The organism is Candidatus Methylolitoribacter marinus, from assembly GCF_051853155.1.
Taxonomy (GTDB): Bacteria; Pseudomonadota; Gammaproteobacteria; order Burkholderiales; family Methylophilaceae; genus BACL14.
This window is the reverse complement of record NZ_CP124221.1, coordinates 1,105,776-1,131,056: the sequence shown is the minus strand read 5'-3', so window position 1 is coordinate 1,131,056 and position 25,281 is coordinate 1,105,776. Positions and strand designations below refer to the sequence as shown.

Here is a 25,281-nt window from a genome sequence, read left to right as displayed (position 1 = left end):
TAATTACGAGACATTATGAGTAGAAATTCTTCAGTAGAACGCAATACCAAAGAAACCCAAATCAAAATTAATTTGAATTTAGATGGCACAGGTATTTCAAAATTAGAATCAGGAATTGGTTTTTTGGATCATATGCTTGATCAAATTGCGCGTCATGGATTAATTGATCTTGAGGTACAGGCTAAGGGCGATTTACATATTGATGCACACCATACGGTCGAAGATATTGGCATTACTTTAGGGCAAGCTTTTGCCAAGGCAGTTGGTGATAAAAAAGGTATTACTCGATATGGCCACTGTTACGCGCCATTGGATGAAGCACTGTCTAGAGTTGTGGTGGATATCTCCGGCAGACCAGGCATCGAATTAAATGCTAATTTCAAAAGAGCATTGATCGGGGAATTTGATGTTGACTTGATTTATGAATTCTTTCAGGGTTTTGTCAATCACGCATTAATTACCTTACATATTGATAACCTTAGAGGGGATAATGCTCATCATCAGGTGGAGACAATCTTTAAGGCATTTGCTCGAGCCCTAAGAATGGCTCTCACCATTGACCCAAAACAGGCTGACCAACTACCATCAACTAAAGGGGCTTTATAGCAAAATCAATGATTGCAATTGTTGATTATGGGATGGGTAATTTAAGATCTGTATTTAATGCATTTAAAAAAGTATCACCTAATCAAAGAATTTTAGTCACTTCTGATCCAAGTTTAATACAGGCAGCTGATAGAGTAGTATTTCCTGGACAAGGAGCGATGCCTGATTGTCTGAGGGAGCTATCTGAAAGAAATTTAACTGAATCGGTAATTGATGCAGCAAGGAATAAGCCATTTTTGGGAATATGCATCGGTTTACAAATGTTGAATAACTTCTCTGAGGAAGGGAATATTAAGGGTTTAGAGATTATTGATGGTAAGGTCATAAAATTTAAACCTAAAAATCATTTTAACAAGGTACCTCACATGGGTTGGAATAAAGTCCATCGCCCTAAAAATCATTTTATGTGGAATGGCATTTCTAATAATGAAAGATTTTATTTTGTACACAGCTATTATGTTCAACCACAAAACAGAGACCTTGTCGCCGGGGAATGTGTTTATGAGAAGCCTTTTTGTTGCGCTGTCAGTAAAGAAAATATTTTTGCAGTTCAATTTCATCCAGAAAAAAGCTCTCAGGCTGGCCTCCAATTATTACAAAATTTTACAAGATGGAAAGTTTAAGTTATGCAAGTAATTCCTGCGATTGATCTAAAAGAAGGTAAGTGTGTTCGTCTTAAACAGGGCTTAATGGACCAGGCAACCATATTTTCAGAACATCCTGCAGAAATGGCTGCCCACTGGAAGTTAAAGGGCGCCAAAAGACTTCATTTAGTTGACTTGGATGGAGCTTTTGCGGGCCAACAAAAAAATTTACCAGTGATTCGTGAAGTAATCCAAGAGATGGGAGAAATCCCCATTCAGCTTGGAGGCGGCATCAGAAATTTAGATACCGTTGAGAGCTTAATTAATGCAGGGATTGATTCAGTCATTATCGGTACAGCCGCAATAACTAACCCAGGTTTCTTGCATGAGGCATGCTTTGCATTTCCAGGACAAATTATTGTTGGGTTAGATGCAAAAAATGGTGAAGTGGCAATTAATGGGTGGGCTAAGATGACAGGCCATACGGTATTTGAGATGGCTGAAAAATTTGAGGATTATGGAGTGGCTTCTATAATTTATACAGATATTGGACGGGATGGCATGTTAGAAGGAATCAATATTGATGCAACAGTTGAGTTAGCCGAGCGAGGAAATGTCCCAATTATTGCTAGCGGAGGATTATCAAACATTAAAGATATCGAAAATTTATGTGCAGTAGCTAACGTTGGAATTAAAGGAGTGATTGCGGGAAGATCAATATATGAGGGGACCCTTGATTTTAGTGAAGCCAATAAACTAGCTGAGCAACTGACGGGATAAAATATTGTTAGCGAAAAGAATTATTCCTTGTCTTGATGTTACAAATGGCCGAGTTGTTAAGGGCATTAATTTTGTCGACTTGATTGATGCTGGCGATCCGGTAGAAATCGCAAAAAAATATAATGACCAAGGTGCTGATGAATTAACATTTCTTGATATCACTGCAAGTTCAGATAATAGAGATTTGATTCTTGGAATTATTGAGCGTGTTGCCGAACAGGTATTTATTCCTTTAACAGTCGGCGGAGGGGTCAGGGCTGTCAATGATATAAGGAGACTTTTAAATGCGGGAGCAGATAAGGTCAGTATTAATACTGCAGCAATAAATAACCCATCACTTGTATCCAATGCAGCGGAAAGGTTTGGTTCTCAATGTATTGTTGTAGCCATTGATGCAAAAAAAACTGGAAACGATTGGGAGATTTTTACTCACGGTGGCCGAAATCCAACAGGTTTAAATGCTATTTCATGGGCAAAAGAGATGGTGAGAAGAGGTGCGGGTGAATTGCTAATAACCAGTATGGATAAAGATGGAACCAAATCTGGTTTTGACAATGAATTGAATGCTGCCATTTCATCAGAAGTGGATGTTCCAATTATTGCCTCCGGTGGTGTTGGCAATTTAGATCATCTTGTTGATGGCATAATAGAAGGTAAAGCCGATGCAGTTTTAGCAGCTAGCATATTTCATTTTGGTGAATACACTATAACGGAAGCTAAAAATCATATGCGTCAAAAAAAGATTGAGGTTAGATGATGAATGTGTTTGATCAAATAAAATGGAATGATCAGGGTTTGGTGCCCGCCATACTTCAGGACAATAATACGATGAAGGTTGTCATGATGGCTTGGATGAATAAAGAAGCATTATCAAAGACTATTGAAGCTAAACAATGTTATTTTTATTCCCGATCTAGGAATAAGATTTGGCTTAAGGGAGAAGAGTCAGGTAATTTTCATTACGTGGTTAGCATTTTTATAGATTGTGACTTTGATTCATTGCTCATTAGAGTTAATGTAAAGGGAGGTATATCATGTCATACAGGAAGGAATTCATGTTTTTATAATGAAATTGCTAATAATGGAGATACAATAAATATTGTTGAAGAAGTTTTGAAAGACCCAAATTTAATTTATAAGAAATAAAGCCATGAGTGAGCTGGAGCAATTACAACAATTAATACAAAGCAAAAAAGATAGTGACCCGTCACTTTCTTACACAGCGAAACTATTTTCTCAAGGAATTGAAGAGATTCAAAAAAAATTTGGCGAGGAATCAATTGAGCTAATTATTGCGTCCAATCAAAATAATAGGAACAACATAATAAATGAGACAGCTGATGTTCTTTATCACCTTCTCGTGTTGTTATCAGAAAAATCAATCAGCTTAAAAGAGGTTGTTGAAGAGCTTGAGAGAAGATCTAGTATGTCTGGATTAGAGGAAAAAGCAAACAGGAGTAAGTGATGACTTCATGTATTTTTTGCAAAATTATCAATAAAGAAATTCCCGCAACTATCGTATATGAAGATAATGAATTTTTAGCTTTTAATGATATTAAGCCAATAGACAAAGTCCATATCTTGATTATTCCTAAACAACATATTGAAAACCTAATCTCTGCTGAAAAAGATGGAATTGATTCAGGAATTTTTGGCAGGATGCTTATGCTTGGAACTAAGCTTGCCAAAGAGAGCGGTTTGGATGGCTTTAGGACGATGATTAATTCTGGCGCCAGCGGAGGTCAAGAAGTGTTTCATATACACTTCCATGTGTATGGTGGTAGCAGTCAGCTCAAAAAAATATAAGGAGATTGAGAATGCCAGGTTTTAAAGAATTACTAATTATTTTGGTTGTTGTATTAATTATATTTGGTGCTGGAAGATTAAAAAATATTGGTAAAGATCTTGGAGCAGCTATTAAAAATTTTAAAGAGGGCATGTCTGATAAGTCGGATAAAAAAGATAAATAATGTTTGATATATCTTTTTCTGAATTTATTATTGTTATCGTTGTTTTTGTATTATTCGTTAATCCAAAAAATATTCCAAAAATTTCTCATTATCTTGGAACAATTTTAAAAAAAATTAACCATCTATTTTTTAATGTTAAAGAAGAAATTTTTCGTGAGGAGACATTTAAGAAGTTAAAAAAAATTGAAAAAGAAATCCTTTCAAAGAATGAAAAATAAATTTAGCTTTCTGGATCATTTTTTTATTTTTAAAAAACTTCTGTTAAGGGTGCTTATTGTTTTTTCAATATTTTTTTCGCTCTTCTTTTATAATCATCAAGCTATATATGATTTTTTTTCTGATCCTCTATTAGCAGGTCTTGAAGTTTTTGGCGGTGAAATAATCGCTACACAATTATTATCAACTTTTATTGTACCTATGAAGCTTTCATTTTTATCAGCGTTTTACCTGACCTTTCCTTACTTAATTGCTGAGCTGTGGTTTTTTATTAAGTCAGGTTTGTATGAGCAAGAAAAAAGTTTTACAAAAAAAATATTTTTAATCAGCACTGTTTTAATTTTTACAGCATTCTTATTTTGTTTTTATATTGTATTTCCGGAAATCATTAATTTTTTTATGAACTTTGCTCCTAATGGATTGAATTTAAAAATTGATATTAACTTTTATCTAGAACTTTTAGTAAATTTAATTTTTGCATTTACCATTGCTTTTCAAATACCAATTATTGTAATTTTTTTGGTTAAGTTAAAAATTATTAATATATCTAAGATTAAAAAAGCACGGCCTTATTTGTATGTTTTTTCATTTATCTTAGCTGCTATACTCACACCACCCGACGTTTTATCGCAAATATTTTTAGCATTACCAATGATTTTATTATTTGAGCTAGGTTTAATTTTATCTAAGTTAGTTACAAAATAAACCACTTTCACAAACTGGTTGAATTAAGTGAGTCAAATTTTGTATAATAGTCCCTCAATTCTGAATTTACATTTCTCAAAAGGAAATTAATGTCGAAAAAAGATAAAGGTTTTGACAAAGACCGAAGAAAATTTTTGTTAACAGCTACTGCACTTACTGGTGGACTTGGGGTAGCGGCAGCTGGAATTCCCTTTCTTTCAAGTATGTCTCCAAGTGAGAAGGCTAGGGCTGCTGGAGCTTCTGTGGAGATTGATACCTCAAAAATTAAAAAAGGTGAGTTAATTACCACGGAGTGGAGGGGACAGCCTGTTTGGGTATTAAATAGAACTGATGAGATGATTAAAGCACTTCCCCAGTTAGATAATAACCTGGCAGACCCAGATCTTAAGGTCACCTCACAACAACCTAAGTATTGTCAAAACCCAACACGTTCGATTAAGTCTGATATGTTAGTTGTGGTTGGCATATGCACACATCTTGGCTGTTCACCATCGGCCAAAATAGAGCCAAAAGGAGATATGGGGGATGATTGGTCTGGTGGCTTTTTCTGCCCATGTCATGGGTCAAAATTTGATCTTGCTGGAAGAGTGTATAAGGGGTCTCCTGCGCCGACAAATTTAGTAGTTCCTCCTCATAAATATATTAATGAAAGTACTATTTTGATTGGCGAAGACTCAAAGGATGAAGCATAATGCAAAAAAATAATGGATTTATGAGCTGGGTTGATCAGAGACTTCCTGTCTCATCTTTTATTAAAAATCACTTGACTCAGTACTACGCTCCAAAAAATTTTAATTTTCTTTATTTTTTTGGAGCTTTAGCTATTGTCTTATTTGTTCTGCAAATTTTGACAGGAATTTTTCTCACCATGCACTATAAGCCAGATGCGCTTCATGCATTTGCTTCGGTGGAATACATTATGAGAGATGTGTCGTTTGGTTGGGTGATTCGGTATATGCACTCAACAGGGGCGTCATTATTTTTTGTTGTCATTTATATGCACATGTTCAGAGCTCTTATTTATGGATCATACAAACAGCCTAGAGAATTGTTATGGATATTTGGAGTGCTAATATTTCTATTACTCATGGCAGAGGCTTTTTTCGGATATTTACTCCCATGGGGTCAGATGTCTTATTGGGGAGCTCAGGTCATTGTTAATCTATTTGCCACCGTTCCTTTTATTGGTCCAGATTTAGCAGAATGGGTTAGGGGCGATTACCTCGTCTCAGATGCAACACTCAATAGATTTTTTGCTTTTCATGTGATCGCACTCCCCCTTGCACTAGCTGGCCTTATTTTTCTTCATCTGGCTGCGTTACATTCAGTAGGTTCTAATAATCCTGATGGTATTGAAATCAAAGAAAATAAAGATAAGAAAACTGGTATTCCACTAGATGGAATCCCATTTCACCCTTACTATACGGTTAAAGATTTAATTGGCCTTACTGTGTTTTTGATTGTATTTGCCTCAATTATCTTCTTCATGCCTGAGGTTGGGGGATACTTTTTAGAACATAATAATTTTGTTCCAGCAGATCCACTTGTGACTCCAGCTCATATAGCCCCTGTATGGTACTTCACTCCATTTTATTCTATTTTACGTGCCGTTCCTCCTATTTTGAATAGCCAATTTCCCGGAGTCGCTGCGATGGGTTTAGCGGTATTAATTCTTTTTTTAGTTCCATGGTTGGATAAAAGCAAAGTTAAGTCCATCAGGTATAAGGGAAGCTTATATAAAAAGTGGATTATTGCTTTTGTAATTAGCTTTTTAGTCCTTGGTTATCTTGGGACTGTCCCATCAAATGTATGGGGACAAATGCCGAAATTTATTCCACTTCTTGGGGGTTTAGATTGGGCAACATTTGTTGCTAGGATTTTTACCGTCATCTATTTTGCTTTCTTTATTTTAATGCCTTGGTATAGCAAGAAAGATAAGACAAAACCGGTTCCGAAGAGAGTGACAAACAAATGAAAAAATTTATAGCAATTTTAATTAGCCTTTTGGTAAGCTTCCACTCTGGCGTGGCACTTTCGGCTGATGGCTCCTATCATTTAGATAAAGCAAAAATTAATCTAGATGACGAACAGTCGCTTCAGAGAGGAGCAAGGAATTTCATTAATTATTGTTTAAATTGTCACAGCGCTAATTACATGAGATACAACAGGTTGGCTGATATTGGCCTGAGCGATGATGCGATTAAAGAGAACTTACTATTCACTGCAGATAAAACGGGCGATTTGATGGATATCAGCATGGATAGCTCGGAGGCTAAAAAATGGTTTGGAGCCAACCCTCCTAATTTAACTGTAACAGCAAGATCTCGAGGTAAAGATTGGATCTATAGCTACTTAAGAACATTTTATGTAGATGATTCAAGAGAGCTTGGATGGAATAACTTGGTGTATCCAAATGCAGCAATGCCTCATGTGTTATGGGAGCTTCAAGGTATTCAGAACTTAGAAGACAACAAATTAAAATTAAACAAGCCCGGTTTATTGTCAACTGAGGAATATGATCAGTTCGTATTAGATACAACGAACTATATGGTTTTTATGTCAGAGCCAGCAAAACTAGTACGACATAAAATAGGTTACTACGTCATAGGTTTTCTCTTAATCCTACTGATTTTAGTAATTAATTTAAAAAAAGAATTTTGGAAAGATGTTAAATAATTATGATGAAACTTTATTCACATTCCACTGATCCTCTAAGTCACAGATGCAGGATTGTATTGTTCGAAAAAGGCATGGACTTCGAGGTAATCGATGTTGACATGGATAATAAGCCAGAAGAGCTGACAACATTAAGTCCATATGTTGATTCTCCAGTATTAATAGAGCGTAACTTAGTGCTAACAGATCCTAATATCATTAATGAATACATTGATGAGAGATTTCCTCATCCTCAGTTGATGCCTCCTGACCCAATTATGCGAGCTCGTGCAAGACTTTTTTTGAAAGATTTTGAAAACCAACTCTTTATTCACATGATGGATGTGGAGGGAACTGATACTGCAAAAAAAAATAAAGCGCTTAAAACTATCACTGAAGGACTACTTCAGCTAGTTCCGATTTTAAATAAGCAGCCTTATCTTTTATATGATGAATATTCAATGCTAGATGTTGCAATGGCCCCATTACTTTGGAGATTAGACCACTATGGTATAAAACTTCCCGCGAGTGCTAAACCATTAATGAAATATGCTGATTCATTATTTAGTCGTCCATTATTTGATGAGGCGATGACACCTGCTGAAAAAGCAATGAGATAATTCATTTTAAGATCCAATTTTACATGGATAAAAAGAAACCTTATCTTATAAAGGCTATATATGATTGGTGTTTAAACGAAAATACAACACCACTCTTAACCGTCAGGCTAAATGGTAAATCTGTTGTGCCAATTCAATTTATTAATGAAGCTGAAATAACATTAAACATTTCAGCTTCTGCAACAAATGGACTTTCTTTTAATGAGAATGATATATCTTTTAAAGCAAGATTTAATGGGATAGAAGAATACTTGTCTATTGATTACATTGAAATAACTGCAATATTTTCAAAAGAAGATGGGGATGGACTTCTCTTTGAGGTCAACACGAACAATGAAAGCTCGAAACAAAACTCATATAAAAATTCCCATTTAAAAGTAATCAAGTAAATTTTTGTTCAATTTTTATAAAAAAATTGTTATAGTATCGTTCTTTCAAATGCCGGATTAGCTCAGTTGGTAGAGCAGCGCACTTGTAATGCGAAGGTCGTCAGTTCGAATCCGACATCCGGCACCATTTATATTCAATCACAGCTTTGCTACAAAATATAAAAAATTCTTCTTAAACCCTTATTTTTATTTGACATTTCAATAATTTAAATGGATAATTTCGGGTTCGGTTGGGAGGGGTGGCCGAGTGGTTAAAGGCGACGGACTGTAAATCCGTTCTCTCTGAGTACGTAGGTTCGAATCCTACCCCCTCCACCATTTGATTCTGTAAAACAGATTTTACGTGGGTATTCGGAGGATAAAGCGGGCGTAGTTTAATGGTAAAACCTCAGTTTTCCAAACTGATCTCGTGGGTTCGATTCCCATCGCCCGCTCCAGAATTAAAGGAATCGCCCATGTGGCTCAGTGGTAGAGCACTCCCTTGGTAAGGGAGAGGTCGCGGGTCCGATTCCCGCCATGGGCACCAGGATTTTGTTAACGTAAAGAGTAATTTTTTAAGGAATATATTATGGCTAAAGGTAAATTTGAGCGTACCAAACCCCATGTCAACGTCGGCACAATTGGCCACGTGGACCATGGTAAAACAACATTAACAGCTGCAATCACAACGATTCTGACTAAGAAGTTCGGTGGTGAAGCTAAAGATTATGCAGCGATTGATTCAGCTCCTGAAGAAAGAGCTCGTGGTATTACGATTAATACTGCACACGTTGAATACGAAACTGAATCACGCCATTATGCTCACGTTGATTGCCCAGGCCACGCGGATTATGTAAAAAACATGATTACCGGCGCTGCTCAAATGGATGGTGCGATTCTTGTATGTTCTGCAGCTGACGGCCCAATGCCACAAACTCGTGAACACATCCTTTTATCACGCCAAGTGGGTGTGCCATACATCGTTGTATTCCTTAACAAAGCTGATATGGTGGATGACAAAGAATTACTCGAATTAGTCGAAATGGAAGTTCGTGACTTATTAAATAAATACGAATTCCCAGGTGACGACACTCCAATTATCATGGGCTCTGCTCTTAAAGCTCTTGAAGGTGACCAATCTGAGATTGGTGAGCCAGCAATTCTTAAACTTGCAGAAGCACTTGACTCTTACATCCCAACGCCAGAACGTGCAGTGGATGGTACCTTCTTGATGCCAGTAGAGGACGTGTTCTCTATCTCTGGTCGAGGCACTGTGGTGACTGGCCGTGTGGAGCGTGGCATTGTTAAAGTTAACGAAGAGATTGAAATCGTTGGTATTAAAGCAACTGAAAAAACAGTTTGTACTGGTGTAGAAATGTTCCGTAAGTTACTTGATGAAGGTCAAGCAGGCGACAACGTGGGTGTACTTTTAAGAGGTACAAAACGTGAAGATGTTGAACGTGGCCAAGTGCTTGCGAAACCAGGTTCAATTACACCACACACGAAATTTACTGCTGAAATTTACTGCTTAAGTAAAGATGAAGGCGGTCGACACACTCCGTTCTTCAATGGATATCGTCCGCAGTTCTATTTTAGAACAACAGACGTAACAGGCGCAGTGGAGTTACCAGAAGGAACAGAAATGGTAATGCCAGGCGATAACGTATCGATTACAGCAACATTAATTGCTCCGATCGCGATGGAAGAAGGCTTACGCTTCGCTATCCGTGAAGGTGGCCGTACCGTTGGTGCGGGTGTTGTTGCAAAGATTGTTGAGTAAGGATTTAGGCCAGTAGCTCAATTGGTAGAGTATCGGTCTCCAAAACCGAGGGTTGGGGGTTCGAAGCCCTCCTGGCCTGCCATTATTTGATAGGAGTAAATAGTTTGAGTGATAAATTAAAAACAACATCAGCGATTGTTGTTTTCTCATTAGGAATTGTTGGATTCTATGTTTTAGATGGCCAACCACTTGTCCTTCAAGTACTTAGTATACTTATTGGATTAGGTTTATCACTATTTATCTTTAAGCAATCAGCTAAAGGTAATGAATTATTTGCTTTCTTAAATAGTGTTGTTTTGGAAGCAAAAAAAGTTGTATGGCCGACAAGAAAAGAAACAGTGCAAATGACACTGGTGGTATTTGTGGTAGTCGTTTTAATGGCTATCTTTTTAGCATTAGTAGATATTGGTTTTACTTATATTGTTAATTTAGTTTTGGGACGATGAATATGACGAAGAGATGGTATGCAGTTCAAGCTTATTCTGGTTACGAAAAAATTGTTCAAAAAGGTTTACTTGAACGTATTGAACTTTCAAATATCAAGGATCAGTTTGGCGATGTTCTTGTTCCTGTTGAAGAAGTAGTTGAATTAAAGTCTGGGCAAAAAACAATAAGTGAGCGAAGACTCTACCCTGGATATGTTTTGGTTCAGATGGATATGAACGATGATAGTTGGCATTTAGTGAGAAGCACACCTAAGGTGACTGCATTTATCGGTGGTTCTGCACTAAAACCAACACCGATTAAAGATAAAGAAGTCGAGTTAATACTTCGTCGTATGGATGACAGTAAAGTTAATCCAACACAAAAATTAACGTTTGAAGTTGGTGAATCAATTCGAGTAATTGATGGACCATTTAAGGATTTCTCTGGATCAGTCCAGGAAATTAATTATGAAAAAAATAAACTTCGTGTTGATGTGGTCATCTTTGGTCGAGCTACTCCAGTAGAACTTGACTTTGGCCAGATTCAAAAAGAAGTTTAGACATTTGGGAGCTTGACTTAACAAGCGCTTGTACCAAAAGGAGATCATTTATGGCAAAAAAAATACAGGGATATATTAAGTTACAAATCCCAGCGGGTAAAGCAAACCCAAGTCCACCAGTTGGCCCAGCACTTGGTCAACAGGGCTTAAATATTATGGACTTTTGTAAAGCTTTTAACGCTCAAACACAAAATATTGAACCGGGCCTCCCAGTGCCTGTTGTTATTACTGCTTACTCAGATAAGAGTTTTACGTTTGTAATGAAGACAACACCTGCTGCAATTCTAATTATGAAAGCAGCTAAAGTGCAAAAAGGCTCACCTGTTCCTCACACCAATAAAGTTGGAAAAATTACTCGTGCCCAGGCTGAAGAAATTGCAAAAGCAAAAGAACCTGACTTAACAGCTGCTGATATGGATGCGGCCGTAAGAACTGTTGCAGGTACTGCTCGTAGCATGGGTATAGAAGTGGAGGGTGTGTAGATGAGCTTATCTAAAAGAATGAAATCAATTGTTGAAAAAGTAGATGCAGATAAACTTTATTCAGTTGCAGACGCACTCAAACTAGTAAAAGAAAACGCAAAAGCAAAATTTGATGAGTCAATTGATGCTGCAATCAACCTCGGTATTGATGCTAAAAAATCTGATCAGTTAGTGAGAGGCGCGGTCGTACTCCCTAATGGTACAGGTAAAACAGTTAAAGTTGCTGTCATGGCTGAAGGCGATGCTGCCGAAGCTGCAAAAAAAGCAGGCGCTGATAAAGTAGGCTATGAAGATCTTGCTGATGATATCAAAAAAGGAAATATGGATTTTGATGTTCTTATTGCTACACCAGATGCAATGAAAATCATTGGTGCCCTTGGACAAATTTTAGGTCCAAAGGGTTTAATGCCAAATCCAAAAGTGGGTACAGTAACTCCTGATCCTGCTAAAGCAGTTGAAAATGCTAAAGCTGGACAAGTTCAGTATCGAACTGATAAGGCAGGTATTATTCACTGTAGCATTGGTCGAGCTTCATTTGATGCCGACAAATTAAAACAAAATTTATCAACTTTAATCGATGCTTTGAACAAGGCAAAGCCAGCATCGGCTAAAGGTGTATTTATTAAAAAAGTGTCTATTTCCAGCACAATGGGGGCTGGTATTAAGGTAGATCAAGCCAATTTATTGGCGTAAATAATTTTGGTCGTTGACCAATAAGAGCTTTGGGTCCGTCGTAAGACGGGGTTATCAAAGACCGTAGGTACCGAAAGGTTTAATAAGTGATTACCTACGCAGATGGCGAAACCTAAGGGATAGCATCCTGATAAAGTCCGCCGTAAGGTGAGTGTGAAAACACTTTGATTTTAATACGGAAGGAGAAGACTTTGAGTCTGAATCTTGAAGAAAAAAAGGCTGTTGTTGCTGAAGTTAGTAAACAAGTTGAGTCTGCACAAGCGTTAATTCTTGCTGAATATCGTGGTGTAGGTGTTGCTAAGTTAACTGATTTAAGATCAAAAGCACGTGAATCCGGTGTGTATTTGAGAGTTTTAAAAAACACTCTTGTAAAAAGAGCGGTTGAAGGAACTCCATTTGCAGATCTTGCTGGTGATATGACAGGACCATTGATTTTTGGTATGTCAGAAGATCCGGTTGCGGTTGCTAAGGTTTTAAATAACTTTGCAAAGGAAAATGACTTATTTGTTATTAAGTCTGGCGCACTACCTAACGAAAAAATGGATGAAGCTAAGATTAAAGCTCTTGCTTCGCTACCAAGTCGTGAAGAACTTCTTGCTAAATTGATGGGCACTATGCAGGCACCAGTTGCAAAATTTGTTCGTACTCTTAATGAAGTACCTGCAAAGTTTGTACGAGGACTTGCTGCTGTTCGTGATCAAAAAGAAGCTCAAGCATAATTTTTATTAAGGAGAAATATAAATGGCTATCTCAAAAGAAGAAATTTTAGAAGCAATTGGATCTATGTCAGTTCTTGATTTATCAGAATTAATCAAAGAAATGGAAGATAAATTTGGTGTTTCAGCTGCTGCAGCTGCTGTCGCTATGCCTGCGGGTGGAGCTGCTGCTGGTGCTGATGCTGGCGCTGCTGAAGAAAAATCAGAATTTGATGTTCATTTAACTGCTGCTGGTGACCAAAAAGTGAACGTAATTAAAGCGGTTCGTGAAATTACTGGTCTTGGCTTAAAAGAAGCTAAAGATTTAGTTGACGGAGCACCAAAAGTAATTAAAGAAGGACTTGCAAAGGCTGACGCAGAAGAAGCAGCTAAAAAATTAACTGACGCAGGCGCAACAGCTGAGCTGAAGTAATTTTATTTATTAGAGGCTGGCACACATTATTTTGTGTGTCAGCCTTTAGTTATTTTTAAAAGCGAGTTTATATAAAAAATAATTTTTATATACATTTGTTAACTTTGGAGACGCTATGAGCTATTCCTTTACCGAGAAGAAACGCTTAAGAAAGAATTTTGCAAAACGACAAACAGTTGCTGAAGTTCCCTACTTATTATCAATGCAGCTGGAATCTTACAAAGATTATCTTCAAATTGATGTCCCAGTTGATGAAAGGAAAGATCAGGGATTGCAAAATACCTTTAATTCCGTATTTCCTATATCTAGCCATTCAGGTAATGCAAAATTAGATTTTGTTTCATACTCACTTGGTAAGGTTGTATTTGATGTTAAAGAATGTCAACTCCGAGGACTAACTTTTGGTGTCCCATTGAGAGTTAAAGTTCGCTTATCAATTATGGATAAGGATGCCTCAGAACCAACAGTCAAAGAAGTAAAGGAACAAGAAGTTTACATGGGTGAAATGCCATTAATGACAAATAACGGTTCTTTCGTGATTAATGGTACCGAGCGTGTAATTGTTTCTCAGTTGCATCGTAGCCCAGGGGTCTTTTTTGAGCATGATAAAGGCAAAACTCATAGCTCAGGCAAATTACTATTTTCTGCAAGAATTATTCCTTATCGTGGCTCATGGTTAGATTTCGAGTTTGACCCAAAGGATTATTTATACTTCCGAATTGACAGAAGAAGAAAAATGCCCGTGACAACATTATTGAAGGCATTAGGCCTATCTTCTGAGGAAATACTATCAACTTTTTATGATTTTGATCAGTTCTCATTTGATAAAAATAAATTAAATTTTACTCTATACCCTGAAAGACTAAGAGGTGAGATTGCAAAATTTGATATTGTTGATAAAAAGGGTGAGTTGATTGTTGCTAAAGACAAAAGAATTACTGTTAAACACATTAGAGAGATTGAAAAAGCGAATATCAAAAAAATTGAAGTTTCTGAAGAATTTATGATCGGTAGAAAGCTTGCCAAAGGCATAATTGATGCTGATACAGGTGAGGTAATAGCAGAAGCTAATGCTGAAATTACAGAAGAATTGATAGCACAAATTAAAGAGTTGTCTCTAAATGAAATTGAAACTCTTTACTACAATGATCTAGATCAAGGTGACTTTATATCGCATACCTTAACGACTGATGAAATACCTGATGAATACTCAGCTCGTGTAGCAATTTACAGAATGATGAGGCCGGGTGAACCTCCAACCGAAGATTCAGTGAAAGCATTATTTGAAGGAATGTTTTTCTCAGAAGATAGATATGACTTGTCAAATGTTGGTCGAATGAAATTTAATCGTCGTGCTTACCCTAAAGCATTTGAGAAATCAGCGGGCTGGATGCAAAGATTCTATCAAAGAGTTGGCGAGAAAAGTGATGAAGGTGCTGGAATTTTGTCTGTCGATGATATTTTAGCAGTAGTTGGAATACTGGTTGAGCTCCGAAATGGACGAGGTGAAATTGACGACATTGATCATCTTGGTAATAGAAGAATTCGTTCGGTTGGTGAGCTTGTTGAAAATCAATTTAGAACGGGACTTGTTCGTGTTGAAAGAGCAGTTAAAGAGAGGCTAGGTCAGGCTGAAGCTGATAATCTCATGCCTCATGATTTAATAAATTCAAAACCAATTTCAAGTGCTATTAGAGAGTTTTTTGGTTCATCGCAGTTGTCACAATTTATGGATCAAACTAACCCATTGTCAGAAATTACTCATAAACGTCGAGTATCTGCACTTGGGCCTGGTGGTTTAACTAGAGAGCGAGCTGGTTTTGAGGTTCGTGACGTTCACTCAACACATTATGGTCGTGTTTGTCCAATTGAAACACCTGAAGGACCAAATATTGGTTTAATTAATTCACTAGCACTATTTGCGAAAACTAATATGTATGGATTTTTAGAAACTCCGTATCGACGAGTTGAGAATGGAAAAGTAACTGCAGAAATTGATTACTTATCTGCAATTGAAGAGAGTCAATTCACGATTGCTCAGGCTAATTCTGAATTAGATGATAAATCTAACTTTAAAGAAGAGTTAGTATCCAGCCGATTTAAAAATGAATTTGTGCTTTCTAATAAGAATGAAATTAATTACATGGACGTTGCTCCTGGTCAAATTGTTTCAGTTGCTGCTTCATTGATTCCCTTCCTCGAGCATGATGATGCAAACCGTGCATTGATGGGAGCAAACATGCAGCGTCAAGCTGTTCCATGTTTAAGAGCTGAAAAAGCAGTTGTTGGTACCGGCATTGAAAGAACAGTAGCAATGGATTCAGGAACAACAGTACAAGCAGAACGAGGAGGGCTGGTTGATTATGTTGACTCAAGAAGAATTGTTGTAAAAGTCAATGATAAAGAAACTTCTGCCGAAGATGTGGGTGTAGATATTTACAATCTGACTAAATATACTCGTTCCAACCAAAATACTAATATTAATCAAAAACCTTTAGTTAAAATCGGTGATACGATTTCCAGGGGCGATATTATTGCCGATGGAGCATCAACTGATCTCGGTGAATTAGCTCTTGGTCAAAATATGTTAGTTGGTTTTATGCCTTGGAATGGTTATAACTTTGAAGACTCTATTTTGATCTCTGAAAAAGTGGTTGCAGATGATCGCTACACTTCGGTTCATATTGAGGAATTATCTGTAGTGTCTAGAGATACTAAACTTGGACCAGAAGAAATTACTCGTGATATTTCAAACCTATCCGAAAGAATGTTAGGTCGTTTGGATGAGTCTGGAATAATTTATGTAGGTGCCGAAGTTGAAGCTGGTGACGTCTTAGTAGGTAAAGTTACACCAAAGGGCGAGACACAATTAACCCCAGAAGAAAAATTACTAAGAGCTATTTTTGGTGAAAAAGCTTCCGATGTAAAAGATACTAGCCTTCGAGTTCCATCTGGAATGTCAGGAACTGTGATTGATGTGCAAGTATTTACTCGTGAAGGTATAGATCGAGACGATAGGGCAGAACAAATCATTCAAGAACAGTTAAGTGATTTTCAACAAGATTTGAATGACCAATTAAGAATTGTTGAAGATGATACCTTCGCTAGAATTGAGAAATTGCTGGTTGGTAAAACTGTATCTGGTGGTCCTAAGGGGATTAGCAAAGGGGACAAAGTTTCGAAAGATCAGCTTAAAGAAATTGGCAGATATGATTGGTTTGACATTCGTTTGTCTGATGATAAAGACTCTAAATCTCTTGAGTCACTTAAAGAGAATCTGAATAAGGCGAAGAAAGATTTTGATATTCGTTACGAAGAAAAGAAACAAAAATTAACGCAGGGTGATGAACTTCAGCCAGGTGTTCAAAAAATGGTAAAGGTATATCTAGCGGTTAAACGTAGAATTCAGCCTGGCGACAAAATGGCTGGTAGACACGGTAATAAGGGTGTTATTTCTAAGATTGTGCCAGTCGAAGACATGCCGCACATGGCTGATGGAACAACTCTAGATATCGTTCTTAACCCTTTAGGCGTTCCTTCTCGAATGAACATCGGACAAATTCTTGAGGTTCATTTGGGCTGGGCAGCAAAAGGTCTTGGTAATCGAATCGATGAAATGTTAAGAGAAGAAAGAAAGGTTGCTGAAATAAGAGATCTTTTAGAAAAAATATATAACGAATCATCGGGTATAAAAGAAGATATCAAGCACCTAAAGGACACTGAAGTTATTGAGATGGCTCATAACCTGAAACAAGGTGTGCCTTTTGCAACTTCAGTTTTTGATGGTGCTGCTGAGTCTGACATTCAGTTTATGCTTGATTTGGCCTATCCAAATGATCATGAATTAACGAAGAAATTGAATTTTTCAGCTAAGAAAACTCAACTACAGTTATTTGATGGTAGAACAGGTGAGGCGTTTGAAAGACCTGTAACAGTTGGATACATGCATGTTCTTAAATTACATCACTTGGTGGATGACAAAATGCATGCACGATCCACAGGACCATATTCTCTTGTTACTCAACAGCCACTTGGCGGTAAAGCCCAATTTGGTGGTCAGAGATTTGGTGAGATGGAAGTCTGGGCTCTTGAGGCCTATGGAGCGTCTTACACCTTGCAAGAAATGTTAACCGTGAAGTCTGATGATGTTTCTGGAAGAACAAAAGTCTATGAAAATATCGTCAAGGGTGAACATAAGATTGACGCAGGAATGCCAGAGTCATTTAATGTTTTAACAAAAGAGATTCGATCGCTTGCGATTGACATCGATTTAGACAGAGATTAATTAAGGAGATTATGCATGAAAGCTTTATTAGACCTATTTAAGCAGGTTACCCATGAAGAGGAATTTGATGCAATTAAGATAGCCCTTGCATCTCCTGAAAAAATTAGATCTTGGTCATTTGGTGAGGTCAAGAAACCAGAAACGATCAACTACAGAACTTTTAAGCCAGAACGTGACGGTCTATTCTGCGCAAAGATTTTTGGTCCAGTGAAGGATTATGAATGTTTATGTGGAAAGTATAAAAGACTCAAGCATAGAGGCGTTGTATGTGAAAAATGTGGAGTTGAGGTAACACTTTCAAAAGTTCGTCGGGAAAGAATGGGCCATATTGATTTGGCAACCCCTGTTGCCCATATTTGGTTTTTAAAGAGTTTGCCTAGCCGCCTTGGAATGGTTCTCGATATAGCGTTAAGAGATATTGAGCGAGTGCTTTATTTTGAAGCATATATGGTTGTTGATCCAGGCATGACCCCTTTAACCAAAGGTCAATTGTTAACAGAAGATGATTACCATGCAAAAATTGAAGAATATGGTGATGAATTTGAAGCGGTAATGGGTGCAGAAGGCGTAAAACAACTATTAGCAACCTTGGACATCAATGCTGACGTTGAGGCTCTTCGTGAAGAGCTAGGCAGTACAAATTCAGAAGCAAAAATTAAGAAAATTGCAAAACGATTAAAAGTGCTCGAAGCATTTCAAAAATCAGGCATTAAACCTGAATGGATGATCTTAGATGTTTTACCAGTATTGCCTCCAGAACTTAGACCTCTTGTTCCTTTAGATGGTGGGAGATTTGCTACTTCTGACTTAAATGATTTATATAGAAGGGTTATAAATAGAAATAACCGTTTACGTCGATTACTTGAATTAAGAGCTCCTGAAATTATTTTAAGAAATGAAAAAAGGATGCTTCAAGAATCTGTTGATTCATTACTAGACAATGGTAGACGAGGCAAAGTAATGACAGGCGCCAACAAGAGACCTTTAAAGTCGCTGGCAGATATGATTAAAGGAAAAGGTGGTCGATTTAGACAAAATCTTTTAGGTAAGCGAGTTGATTACTCAGGTCGATCAGTTATTGTTACTGGACCTCAATTAAAACTTCATCAATGCGGCCTACCAAAAAAAATGGCCTTAGAGTTATTTAAACCATTTATTTTTAACAAGTTAGAGTTATTAGGATTGGCGACGACCATTAAGGCGGCAAAGAAAAAAGTCGAAGAAGAGGGTCCGGAGGTCTGGGATATCTTAGAAGATGTAATTAAAGAACATCCGGTCCTGTTAAACCGTGCACCTACTCTTCATAGATTAGGTATCCAAGCATTTGAACCTGTATTGATTGAAGGTAAAGCGATTCAATTACATCCATTAGTTTGCGCTGCTTTTAATGCTGATTTTGATGGTGACCAAATGGCTGTTCATGTTCCTCTGTCACTTGAAGCTCAGATGGAAGCAAGAACTTTAATGCTTGCCTCGAATAATGTTTTATCTCCCGCTAATGGCGAACCAATTATTGTGCCATCACAAGATATTGTTCTGGGACTGTATTATATGTCTCGAGAAAAAATTGCTGCAAAAGGTGAAGGTAAAATATTTAGTGATGTTGCCGAAGTTCAGCGAGCATATGACAATGGAGTGGTTGATCTTCATGCCAAGATTACCGTTAGAATTAGGGAATATGAATTGAATTTTGATGGTAGTAAAACGGCCAAAACTAATCGTTATGAAACCACTGTGGGACGAGCTATTCTGAGTGAAATTCTACCAGCAGGCCTACCTTTTGAGCTGATCAACAAAGCTTTGAAGAAAAAAGAAATTTCAAAATTAATTAATACTGGATTTAGGAAAATTGGTATTAAGGATACCGTAATATTGGCTGATAAATTAATGTATACAGGCTATTCTTATGCTACTAAAGCAGGGATGTCTATTAGCGTTCATGACATGCTTGTTCCTCAAGAAAAATCTTCAATTCTCGAAAGTGCTGAATCTGAAGTGAAAGAAATTCAAGACCAGTACTCTTCAGGATTGGTAACCCAGGGAGAAAGATACAATAAGGTAGTTGATATCTGGGGCCGCGCTGGAGATAAAGTTGCTGATGCAATGATGAAGCAACTTAAGGAAGAGGACGTCTATGACTTAGACGGCAAAATAGTGAAAGACGATAATGGTAATGTATTAAAACAAGAATCATTTAATGCAATTTATATGATGGCTGATTCTGGAGCTCGAGGTTCCGCTGCACAGGTGAGACAGCTAGCTGGTATGAGAGGATTAATGGCTAGACCAGACGGCTCAATTATTGAAACACCAATTACAGCGAACTTTAGAGACGGTCTTAATGTTCTTCAATACTTCATTTCAACCCATGGTGCTCGAAAAGGTCTTGCAGATACTGCTCTTAAAACTGCTAATTCTGGTTACTTGACCAGAAGATTAGTTGACGTTACTCAGGATTTGGTAGTGACTGAGCAAGATTGTGGAACTGAGGAAGGTCTAGTCACTAAAGCATTAATTAAGGGCGGTGAGGTTGTTGAACCTCTTGGAGATAGAATTCTTGGACGTGTTGCAGCTCTTGATATTCAAGATCCTTCAACGCAGGATGTTATTTATCCAGCCGGAACATTGCTAACAGAAGATGAGGTTGAAAAAATTGAATCATTAGGTATTGATGAGGTTAAAGTTAGAACTGCTCTGACATGTGAAACTCGTCATGGCATTTGTGCTAAATGTTATGGTCGCGATTTAGGCCGTGGTAACTTGATCAGCGAAGGTGAATCTGTTGGTGTAATTGCTGCACAATCAATCGGTGAGCCAGGAACTCAATTGACGATGAGAACATTCCATATTGGTGGCGCCGCTTCAAGATCTGCTGCTGTTAGTCAAATTGAAGTGAAATCTTCAGGAACTGTTAGATTTACCTCAACCATGAGATACGTTACCAACGCTAGAAATGAGCAAATTGTCATTTCGCGTAATGGAGAATTCATTATTGAGGATGAAAATGGAAGAGAAAAAGAAAGTCATAAAGTACCTTATGGTTCGACTCTGTCAGTTATGGACGGTAAAAAAGTTAAAGCTGGAGAAGTTTTAGCTAACTGGGACCCGCATACAAGACCAATTATTTCGGAATACTCTGGAAAAGTTAAATTTGAAAATGTGGAAGAAGGTATTACAGTCGCAAAACAAATTGATGATGTAACTGGACTTTCAACATTAGTTGTTATTGATTCCAAACAAAAAGGAACTCAATCAAAAACAAGTCGACCACAAATTAAGCTTTTAGATAATGCTGGCGATGAAGTGAAATTATCTGGAAGTGATAACCCTGTAAACGTTACGTTTCAGTTAGGTTACATTATTACTGTATCTGACGGTCAAGAAATTAATGTTGGAGATGTAATTGCAAGAATTCCACAAGAATCATCAAAAACAAGAGATATTACTGGTGGTCTTCCAAGAGTCGCAGAGCTTTTTGAGGCAAGAGCTCCGAAAGATGCAGGTGTTTTGGCTGAAATCACCGGAACGGTATCATTTGGTAAGGATACTAAAGGTAAACAACGTTTGGTGATTACTGACTCTGAAGGTGAAGCTCAAGAGTTTTTAATACTTAAAGACAAACATATCACTGTCCATGATGGTCAAGTTGTGACTAAAGGTGAGGTGATTGTAGATGGTCCGGCAGATCCCGCTGATATTCTTAGACTTCAAGGGAGAGAGGCGCTTGCAAGATATGTGATTGATGAGGTTCAGGATGTTTATAGACTTCAGGGCGTTAAAATTAATGACAAACATATTGAAGTGATTGTCAGACAAATGCTTCGAAGAGTTAAGATTACCGATGCTGGTGATACTGGTTTTATCCCTGGTGAACAGCTTGAAAGAGCGGTTGTGTTAAATCGAAATGACGAGGTGATCGCTGAAGATAAAAGGCCGGCTGAATATGAGTATGTTCTCTTAGGTATTACTAAAGCTTCTCTAGCAACCGATTCATTCATTTCTGCGGCATCATTCCAGGAAACAACAAGAGTTTTAACTGAGGCTGCGATCCTTGGAAAACGTGATGATTTAAGAGGATTGAAAGAAAATGTTATTGTAGGACGATTAATTCCCGCAGGTTCAGGCCTTGCTTATCATAAAGCAAGAAAAGAAAATGCAGATGTTATGAATCCTGATAATCATGTTGTTGAGGTGCAAAATGAGCCAAGCCCAGAATTAAAAGAAGCGGAAGCTTTATTTGCAACTGAAACAGTAGCTCCTGTTGAGGAAGGTGAAGTCCCCTTAGAAGAACAGGCGCCAAATGTGGATGAGAATCAAGAATAAAACAGTTGACAATCATCTTGAAGAACAATAAAATCTTGTGCTTTTTCCAAGATGGAAAAAGTGCAAGATTAGAAAATGAACTTGATAAATTTAAAGGAAACTTATGCCAACCATTAACCAATTAATTCGTAAGCCTAGAAAGCGAATCGTTGAGAAAAGTAAGGTGCCAGCACTTGAAGCATCCCCACAAAAACGTGGTGTTTGTACTCGTGTTTACACTACAACTCCGAAAAAGCCGAACTCTGCTTTGAGAAAAGTGGCTAAGGTGAGATTAACCACTGGTTACGAAGTAATTAGTTACATTGGTGGTGAAGGCCACAACCTGCAAGAACACTCAGTTGTGTTGATTCGAGGAGGTCGAGTAAAAGATCTTCCGGGTGTGAGATACCATACTGTTCGAGGTAGTCTTGATACTGCCGGTGTTAATGATAGAAAACAAGCCCGTTCTAAATACGGTGCAAAACGTCCTAAAGAGGCTTAATTAATTAAAGGTTAAAATACTATGCCAAGAAGAAGAGAAGTTCCTAAAAGAGAGATCTTACCTGATCCTAAGTTTAGAAGCCAAGAGGTTTCCAAATTCGTTAATGTATTAATGACCAGCGGCAAAAAAGCAGTTGCTGAAAGAATTATTTACAGTGCATTTGATCAAGTGCAAGGTAAAAGTGGTAAAGATCCAATCGAAGTATTCTCTGTTGCATTAGATAACCTCAAACCACTAGTGGAAGTTAAAAGCCGTCGTGTTGGTGGCGCTAACTACCAAGTACCAGTTGAAGTTAGACCTTCTAGAAGACAAGCATTAGCCATGCGTTGGTTACGCGATGCGGCAAGAGGTCGTGGTGAAAAATCTATGGATATTCGTTTAGCCAATGAAATCATGGATGCATCAGAAAATAAAGGCAATGCCATGAAGAAAAGAGAAGAAGTGCATAGAATGGCTGAAGCTAACAAAGCGTTTTCACATTTCCGTTTTTAATAATTACTGAGGATAAATTAAGTGGCTCGTAAAACTCCCATTGAAAGATATAGAAATATAGGTATTAGTGCTCACATTGATGCTGGTAAAACTACAACCACTGAGCGTATTCTCTACTACACTGGTATCAGTCATAAGATTGGTGAGGTGCATGACGGAGCAGCCACTATGGATTGGATGGAACAAGAACAAGAGCGTGGTATTACAATTACGTCTGCCGCGACAACTTGCTTTTGGTCTGGCATGGCCCAGCAGTTTAATGAGCACCGTATCAATATTATCGACACTCCTGGCCACGTAGACTTCACAATTGAAGTTGAGAGATCAATGCGAGTATTAGATGGCGCATGTATGGTTTATTGCGCTGTAGGTGGTGTTCAGCCTCAATCAGAAACGGTTTGGAGACAGGCAAATAAATACAATGTTCCACGTCTAGCTTTTGTTAATAAGATGGATAGAATGGGCGCCGACTTCTTCAAAGTTTATGAGCAAATGAAATTAAGACTCAAGGCTAACCCTATTCCATTACAAGTTCCAATCGGAGCTGCAGAAACGTTTGAAGGTGTTGTAGACCTTATTAAGATGCAGGCAATCTATTGGGATGAGTCTTCAATGGGTATGAAGTTTGATTATCGAGATATTCCAGCTGACTTGATTGACACCTGCAATAAGTGGAGAAGCGATTTAGTTGAAACGGCTGCTGAAGCAAATGAAGAATTAATGAATAAATATCTTGAAACTGGTGACTTATCTGAAGCGGAAATTATTGAAGGTTTAAGATTACGTACGATTGGGAACGAAATTGTTCCAATGATGCTTGGCTCTGCTTTTAAAAATAAGGGCGTTCAGGCCATGCTTGATAAAGTTATTGAATTAATGCCATCACCTGTTGATGTTCCAGCGATTAAGGGGACTGATATTTCAGGTGAAAAAGAGATGTCACGTAAACCTGGTGATGAAGAACCTTTTTCAGCACTTGCATTCAAAATCATGACTGACCCGTTTGTGGGATCACTCACGTTCTTCAGGGTTTATTCTGGAGTTATTAATGCTGGTGACTCAGTTCAAAATGCTGTCAAAGGGAAAAAAGAACGTTTAGGCCGAATTCTCCAGATGCACGCCAACTCAAGAGAAGAGATTAAAGAGGTGCGTGCTGGTGATATCGCTGCGGCTGTTGGCCTCAAAGATGTTACCACTGGTGATACTTTATGTGCTGTGGGTAAAGATATTGTTCTTGAAAGAATGATTTTCCCAGACCCAGTCATCCACGTTGCAGTTGAGCCAAAAACAAAGGCTGACCAAGAAAAAATGGGTATTGCTTTAAATAGATTAGCGCAAGAAGACCCATCATTTAGAGTTAAAACAGATGAAGAAACAAATCAGACCATCATTTCAGGTATGGGTGAACTTCACTTAGAAATTTTGGTTGACCGTATGAAGAGAGAATTCAACGTGGAAGCCAATATTGGTTCACCTCAGGTTGCATACCGTGAAGCGATCAAAAAATCTGTTGATGCTGAAGGTAAGTTTGTTAAACAGTCTGGTGGTAAAGGTCAATACGGACACGTTTGGTTAAAAGTTGAGCCAAATGACCAAGGCAAGGGTTATGAATTTGTTGACGCCATTAAAGGCGGTACCGTGCCTCGTGAATTTATTCCGGCCGTTGATAAAGGACTACAAGAGACGATTGTTGCCGGTGTTCTTGCCGGCTATCCAATTGAAGATGTTAAAGTAACCTTATATGACGGCTCATACCATGATGTGGATTCAAACGAAAACGCATTTAAGATGGCTGCCTCGTTTGCATTTAAGGATGCATGTAGAAAAGCTGATCCTGTGATTCTTGAGCCAATGATGGCAGTTGAAGTTGAAACACCTGAAGAATACATGGGAGATGTTATGGGGGACCTGTCATCTCGACGTGGAATTGTACAAGGGATGGGTGACAACGCCACTGGAAAAGTAATTACTGTTGAAGTGCCTTTATCAGAAATGTTTGGTTATTCAACAACATTAAGGTCATTGAGTCAGGGTAGAGCAACATACTCAATGGAATTTAAACATTATGCTGAAGCTCCAAGAAATGTGGCTGAAGCAATTATGAACAAAGAGTAATTTTTTAAGGAAT

27 protein-coding genes and 5 tRNA genes are annotated in these 25,281 nt (G+C 37.8%); all 32 read left to right on the top strand.

What is annotated here, in order from left to right:
* The first annotated feature begins 15 nt into the window (after nt 1-15).
* The 32 genes from hisB to fusA all read left to right on the top strand — a co-directional run bounded on the left by hisB (nt 16) and on the right by fusA (nt 25,268).
* Nucleotides 16-606, top strand: a complete 591-nt coding sequence (gene hisB, locus QFA95_RS06095) for an imidazoleglycerol-phosphate dehydratase HisB (protein ID WP_486462632.1) — start codon at nt 16-18, stop codon at nt 604-606.
* An 8-nt stretch (nt 607-614) separates the two neighbouring features.
* Nucleotides 615-1,229, top strand: a complete 615-nt coding sequence (hisH, locus tag QFA95_RS06090) for an imidazole glycerol phosphate synthase subunit HisH (RefSeq protein WP_486462631.1) — start codon at nt 615-617, stop codon at nt 1,227-1,229.
* Between the two features lie 3 nt (nt 1,230-1,232).
* Entirely contained in the window at nt 1,233-1,970 is a 738-nt protein-coding gene (gene hisA, locus QFA95_RS06085; RefSeq protein WP_486462630.1) for a 1-(5-phosphoribosyl)-5-[(5-phosphoribosylamino)methylideneamino]imidazole-4-carboxamide isomerase, read from the top strand.
* A 1-nt stretch (nt 1,971) separates the two neighbouring features.
* Nucleotides 1,972-2,727: an imidazole glycerol phosphate synthase subunit HisF gene (gene hisF / locus QFA95_RS06080; RefSeq protein ID WP_486463454.1), complete on the top strand. Its 756-nt coding sequence runs from the start codon at nt 1,972-1,974 to the stop codon at nt 2,725-2,727.
* Complete coding sequence (gene hisI / locus QFA95_RS06075) at nt 2,727-3,116, top strand: phosphoribosyl-AMP cyclohydrolase (protein ID WP_486462629.1); 390 nt, start codon at nt 2,727-2,729, stop codon at nt 3,114-3,116. Before hisF ends, hisI begins: the two co-directional genes overlap by 1 nt.
* Before the next feature lie 4 nt (nt 3,117-3,120).
* Complete coding sequence (locus QFA95_RS06070; protein WP_486462628.1) at nt 3,121-3,435, top strand: phosphoribosyl-ATP diphosphatase; 315 nt, start codon at nt 3,121-3,123, stop codon at nt 3,433-3,435.
* Nucleotides 3,435-3,776, top strand: a complete 342-nt coding sequence (locus QFA95_RS06065) for a histidine triad nucleotide-binding protein (protein ID WP_486462627.1) — start codon at nt 3,435-3,437, stop codon at nt 3,774-3,776. The genes QFA95_RS06070 and QFA95_RS06065 overlap by 1 nt, the downstream gene beginning before the upstream one ends.
* Nucleotides 3,777-3,787: 11 nt before the next feature.
* Complete coding sequence (gene tatA, locus QFA95_RS06060; RefSeq protein ID WP_009852022.1) at nt 3,788-3,940, top strand: twin-arginine translocase TatA/TatE family subunit; 153 nt, start codon at nt 3,788-3,790, stop codon at nt 3,938-3,940.
* Complete coding sequence (locus QFA95_RS06055; RefSeq protein ID WP_486462626.1) at nt 3,940-4,158, top strand: twin-arginine translocase TatA/TatE family subunit; 219 nt, start codon at nt 3,940-3,942, stop codon at nt 4,156-4,158. The genes tatA and QFA95_RS06055 overlap by 1 nt, the downstream gene beginning before the upstream one ends.
* Nucleotides 4,148-4,861 (top strand): twin-arginine translocase subunit TatC, encoded by a 714-nt coding sequence (tatC, locus tag QFA95_RS06050; RefSeq protein WP_486462625.1) that lies wholly within the window; start codon nt 4,148-4,150, stop codon nt 4,859-4,861. The genes QFA95_RS06055 and tatC overlap by 11 nt, the downstream gene beginning before the upstream one ends.
* A gap of 89 nt (nt 4,862-4,950) precedes the next feature.
* The gene (gene petA, locus QFA95_RS06045) at nt 4,951-5,553 is read left to right on the top strand and encodes a ubiquinol-cytochrome c reductase iron-sulfur subunit (RefSeq protein ID WP_486462624.1); all 603 of its coding nucleotides are present in this window, start codon (nt 4,951-4,953) and stop codon (nt 5,551-5,553) included.
* Nucleotides 5,553-6,836, top strand: a complete 1,284-nt coding sequence (locus QFA95_RS06040; RefSeq protein ID WP_486462623.1) for a cytochrome b — start codon at nt 5,553-5,555, stop codon at nt 6,834-6,836. The genes petA and QFA95_RS06040 overlap by 1 nt, the downstream gene beginning before the upstream one ends.
* The gene (locus tag QFA95_RS06035) at nt 6,833-7,537 is read left to right on the top strand and encodes a cytochrome c1 (RefSeq protein WP_486462622.1); all 705 of its coding nucleotides are present in this window, start codon (nt 6,833-6,835) and stop codon (nt 7,535-7,537) included. The genes QFA95_RS06040 and QFA95_RS06035 overlap by 4 nt, the downstream gene beginning before the upstream one ends.
* A gap of 2 nt (nt 7,538-7,539) precedes the next feature.
* On the top strand, nt 7,540-8,136 hold the full coding sequence (locus QFA95_RS06030; RefSeq protein WP_486462621.1) for a glutathione S-transferase N-terminal domain-containing protein: 597 nt from the start codon (nt 7,540-7,542) through the stop codon (nt 8,134-8,136).
* A 23-nt stretch (nt 8,137-8,159) separates the two neighbouring features.
* The gene (locus tag QFA95_RS06025; RefSeq protein WP_486462620.1) at nt 8,160-8,525 is read left to right on the top strand and encodes a stringent starvation protein B; all 366 of its coding nucleotides are present in this window, start codon (nt 8,160-8,162) and stop codon (nt 8,523-8,525) included.
* Nucleotides 8,526-8,576: 51 nt separating this feature from the next.
* A tRNA-Thr gene (locus tag QFA95_RS06020) sits at nt 8,577-8,652 on the top strand.
* Nucleotides 8,653-8,758: 106 nt separating this feature from the next.
* Nucleotides 8,759-8,843: transfer RNA gene (locus QFA95_RS06015), tRNA-Tyr, on the top strand.
* Between the two features lie 45 nt (nt 8,844-8,888).
* Nucleotides 8,889-8,962: transfer RNA gene (locus QFA95_RS06010), tRNA-Gly, on the top strand.
* A gap of 14 nt (nt 8,963-8,976) precedes the next feature.
* Nucleotides 8,977-9,051: transfer RNA gene (locus QFA95_RS06005), tRNA-Thr, on the top strand.
* Nucleotides 9,052-9,093: 42 nt separating this feature from the next.
* Nucleotides 9,094-10,284 (top strand): elongation factor Tu, encoded by a 1,191-nt coding sequence (gene tuf / locus QFA95_RS06000; RefSeq protein WP_486462610.1) that lies wholly within the window; start codon nt 9,094-9,096, stop codon nt 10,282-10,284.
* Between the two features lie 6 nt (nt 10,285-10,290).
* Nucleotides 10,291-10,366 (top strand) — tRNA-Trp (locus QFA95_RS05995).
* 22 nt (nt 10,367-10,388) lie between these two features.
* On the top strand, nt 10,389-10,730 hold the full coding sequence (gene secE / locus QFA95_RS05990; protein ID WP_486462619.1) for a preprotein translocase subunit SecE: 342 nt from the start codon (nt 10,389-10,391) through the stop codon (nt 10,728-10,730).
* A gap of 2 nt (nt 10,731-10,732) precedes the next feature.
* A complete protein-coding gene (nusG, locus tag QFA95_RS05985) occupies nt 10,733-11,269 on the top strand; it encodes a transcription termination/antitermination protein NusG (RefSeq protein ID WP_486462618.1) in 537 nt (178 codons plus the stop codon).
* A gap of 50 nt (nt 11,270-11,319) precedes the next feature.
* Nucleotides 11,320-11,751, top strand: a complete 432-nt coding sequence (gene rplK, locus QFA95_RS05980) for a 50S ribosomal protein L11 (RefSeq protein WP_486462617.1) — start codon at nt 11,320-11,322, stop codon at nt 11,749-11,751.
* Nucleotides 11,752-12,444: a 50S ribosomal protein L1 gene (gene rplA, locus QFA95_RS05975; protein ID WP_486462616.1), complete on the top strand. Its 693-nt coding sequence runs from the start codon at nt 11,752-11,754 to the stop codon at nt 12,442-12,444.
* Nucleotides 12,445-12,635: 191 nt separating this feature from the next.
* Nucleotides 12,636-13,163, top strand: a complete 528-nt coding sequence (gene rplJ / locus QFA95_RS05970) for a 50S ribosomal protein L10 (RefSeq protein WP_486462615.1) — start codon at nt 12,636-12,638, stop codon at nt 13,161-13,163.
* A 22-nt stretch (nt 13,164-13,185) separates the two neighbouring features.
* The gene (gene rplL / locus QFA95_RS05965) at nt 13,186-13,572 is read left to right on the top strand and encodes a 50S ribosomal protein L7/L12 (protein ID WP_486462614.1); all 387 of its coding nucleotides are present in this window, start codon (nt 13,186-13,188) and stop codon (nt 13,570-13,572) included.
* Nucleotides 13,573-13,687: 115 nt separating this feature from the next.
* The gene (rpoB, locus tag QFA95_RS05960) at nt 13,688-17,857 is read left to right on the top strand and encodes a DNA-directed RNA polymerase subunit beta (RefSeq protein ID WP_486462613.1); all 4,170 of its coding nucleotides are present in this window, start codon (nt 13,688-13,690) and stop codon (nt 17,855-17,857) included.
* A 15-nt stretch (nt 17,858-17,872) separates the two neighbouring features.
* Nucleotides 17,873-22,180: a DNA-directed RNA polymerase subunit beta' gene (gene rpoC, locus QFA95_RS05955; RefSeq protein ID WP_486462612.1), complete on the top strand. Its 4,308-nt coding sequence runs from the start codon at nt 17,873-17,875 to the stop codon at nt 22,178-22,180.
* 103 nt (nt 22,181-22,283) lie between these two features.
* Nucleotides 22,284-22,661: a 30S ribosomal protein S12 gene (rpsL, locus tag QFA95_RS05950; RefSeq protein WP_009853069.1), complete on the top strand. Its 378-nt coding sequence runs from the start codon at nt 22,284-22,286 to the stop codon at nt 22,659-22,661.
* Between the two features lie 21 nt (nt 22,662-22,682).
* Nucleotides 22,683-23,153, top strand: coding sequence for a 30S ribosomal protein S7 (gene rpsG / locus QFA95_RS05945; RefSeq protein WP_048357051.1), 471 nt, complete (start codon nt 22,683-22,685; stop codon nt 23,151-23,153).
* A gap of 21 nt (nt 23,154-23,174) precedes the next feature.
* Nucleotides 23,175-25,268 (top strand): elongation factor G, encoded by a 2,094-nt coding sequence (gene fusA / locus QFA95_RS05940; protein ID WP_486462611.1) that lies wholly within the window; start codon nt 23,175-23,177, stop codon nt 25,266-25,268.
* The last annotated feature ends 13 nt before the right edge of the window (nt 25,269-25,281 follow it).

Bases quoted from the DNA above. Each gene is read 5' to 3' on its own strand.
- hisB (WP_486462632.1), top strand. From the start codon at position 16: ATGAGTAGAAATTCTTCAGTAGAACGCAATACCAAAGAAACCCAAATC.
- hisH (WP_486462631.1), top strand. From the start codon at position 615: ATGATTGCAATTGTTGATTATGGGATGGGTAATTTAAGATCTGTATTT.
- hisA (WP_486462630.1), top strand. From the start codon at position 1,233: ATGCAAGTAATTCCTGCGATTGATCTAAAAGAAGGTAAGTGTGTTCGT.
- hisI (WP_486462629.1), top strand. From the start codon at position 2,727: ATGAATGTGTTTGATCAAATAAAATGGAATGATCAGGGTTTGGTGCCC.
- QFA95_RS06070 (WP_486462628.1), top strand. From the start codon at position 3,121: ATGAGTGAGCTGGAGCAATTACAACAATTAATACAAAGCAAAAAAGAT.
- QFA95_RS06065 (WP_486462627.1), top strand. From the start codon at position 3,435: ATGACTTCATGTATTTTTTGCAAAATTATCAATAAAGAAATTCCCGCA.
- tatA (WP_009852022.1), top strand. From the start codon at position 3,788: ATGCCAGGTTTTAAAGAATTACTAATTATTTTGGTTGTTGTATTAATT.
- QFA95_RS06055 (WP_486462626.1), top strand. From the start codon at position 3,940: ATGTTTGATATATCTTTTTCTGAATTTATTATTGTTATCGTTGTTTTT.
- tatC (WP_486462625.1), top strand. From the start codon at position 4,148: ATGAAAAATAAATTTAGCTTTCTGGATCATTTTTTTATTTTTAAAAAA.
- petA (WP_486462624.1), top strand. From the start codon at position 4,951: ATGTCGAAAAAAGATAAAGGTTTTGACAAAGACCGAAGAAAATTTTTG.
- QFA95_RS06040 (WP_486462623.1), top strand. From the start codon at position 5,553: ATGCAAAAAAATAATGGATTTATGAGCTGGGTTGATCAGAGACTTCCT.
- QFA95_RS06035 (WP_486462622.1), top strand. From the start codon at position 6,833: ATGAAAAAATTTATAGCAATTTTAATTAGCCTTTTGGTAAGCTTCCAC.
- QFA95_RS06030 (WP_486462621.1), top strand. From the start codon at position 7,540: ATGATGAAACTTTATTCACATTCCACTGATCCTCTAAGTCACAGATGC.
- QFA95_RS06025 (WP_486462620.1), top strand. From the start codon at position 8,160: ATGGATAAAAAGAAACCTTATCTTATAAAGGCTATATATGATTGGTGT.
- tuf (WP_486462610.1), top strand. From the start codon at position 9,094: ATGGCTAAAGGTAAATTTGAGCGTACCAAACCCCATGTCAACGTCGGC.
- nusG (WP_486462618.1), top strand. From the start codon at position 10,733: ATGACGAAGAGATGGTATGCAGTTCAAGCTTATTCTGGTTACGAAAAA.
- rplK (WP_486462617.1), top strand. From the start codon at position 11,320: ATGGCAAAAAAAATACAGGGATATATTAAGTTACAAATCCCAGCGGGT.
- rplA (WP_486462616.1), top strand. From the start codon at position 11,752: ATGAGCTTATCTAAAAGAATGAAATCAATTGTTGAAAAAGTAGATGCA.
- rplL (WP_486462614.1), top strand. From the start codon at position 13,186: ATGGCTATCTCAAAAGAAGAAATTTTAGAAGCAATTGGATCTATGTCA.
- rpoB (WP_486462613.1), top strand. From the start codon at position 13,688: ATGAGCTATTCCTTTACCGAGAAGAAACGCTTAAGAAAGAATTTTGCA.
- rpoC (WP_486462612.1), top strand. From the start codon at position 17,873: ATGAAAGCTTTATTAGACCTATTTAAGCAGGTTACCCATGAAGAGGAA.
- rpsL (WP_009853069.1), top strand. From the start codon at position 22,284: ATGCCAACCATTAACCAATTAATTCGTAAGCCTAGAAAGCGAATCGTT.
- rpsG (WP_048357051.1), top strand. From the start codon at position 22,683: ATGCCAAGAAGAAGAGAAGTTCCTAAAAGAGAGATCTTACCTGATCCT.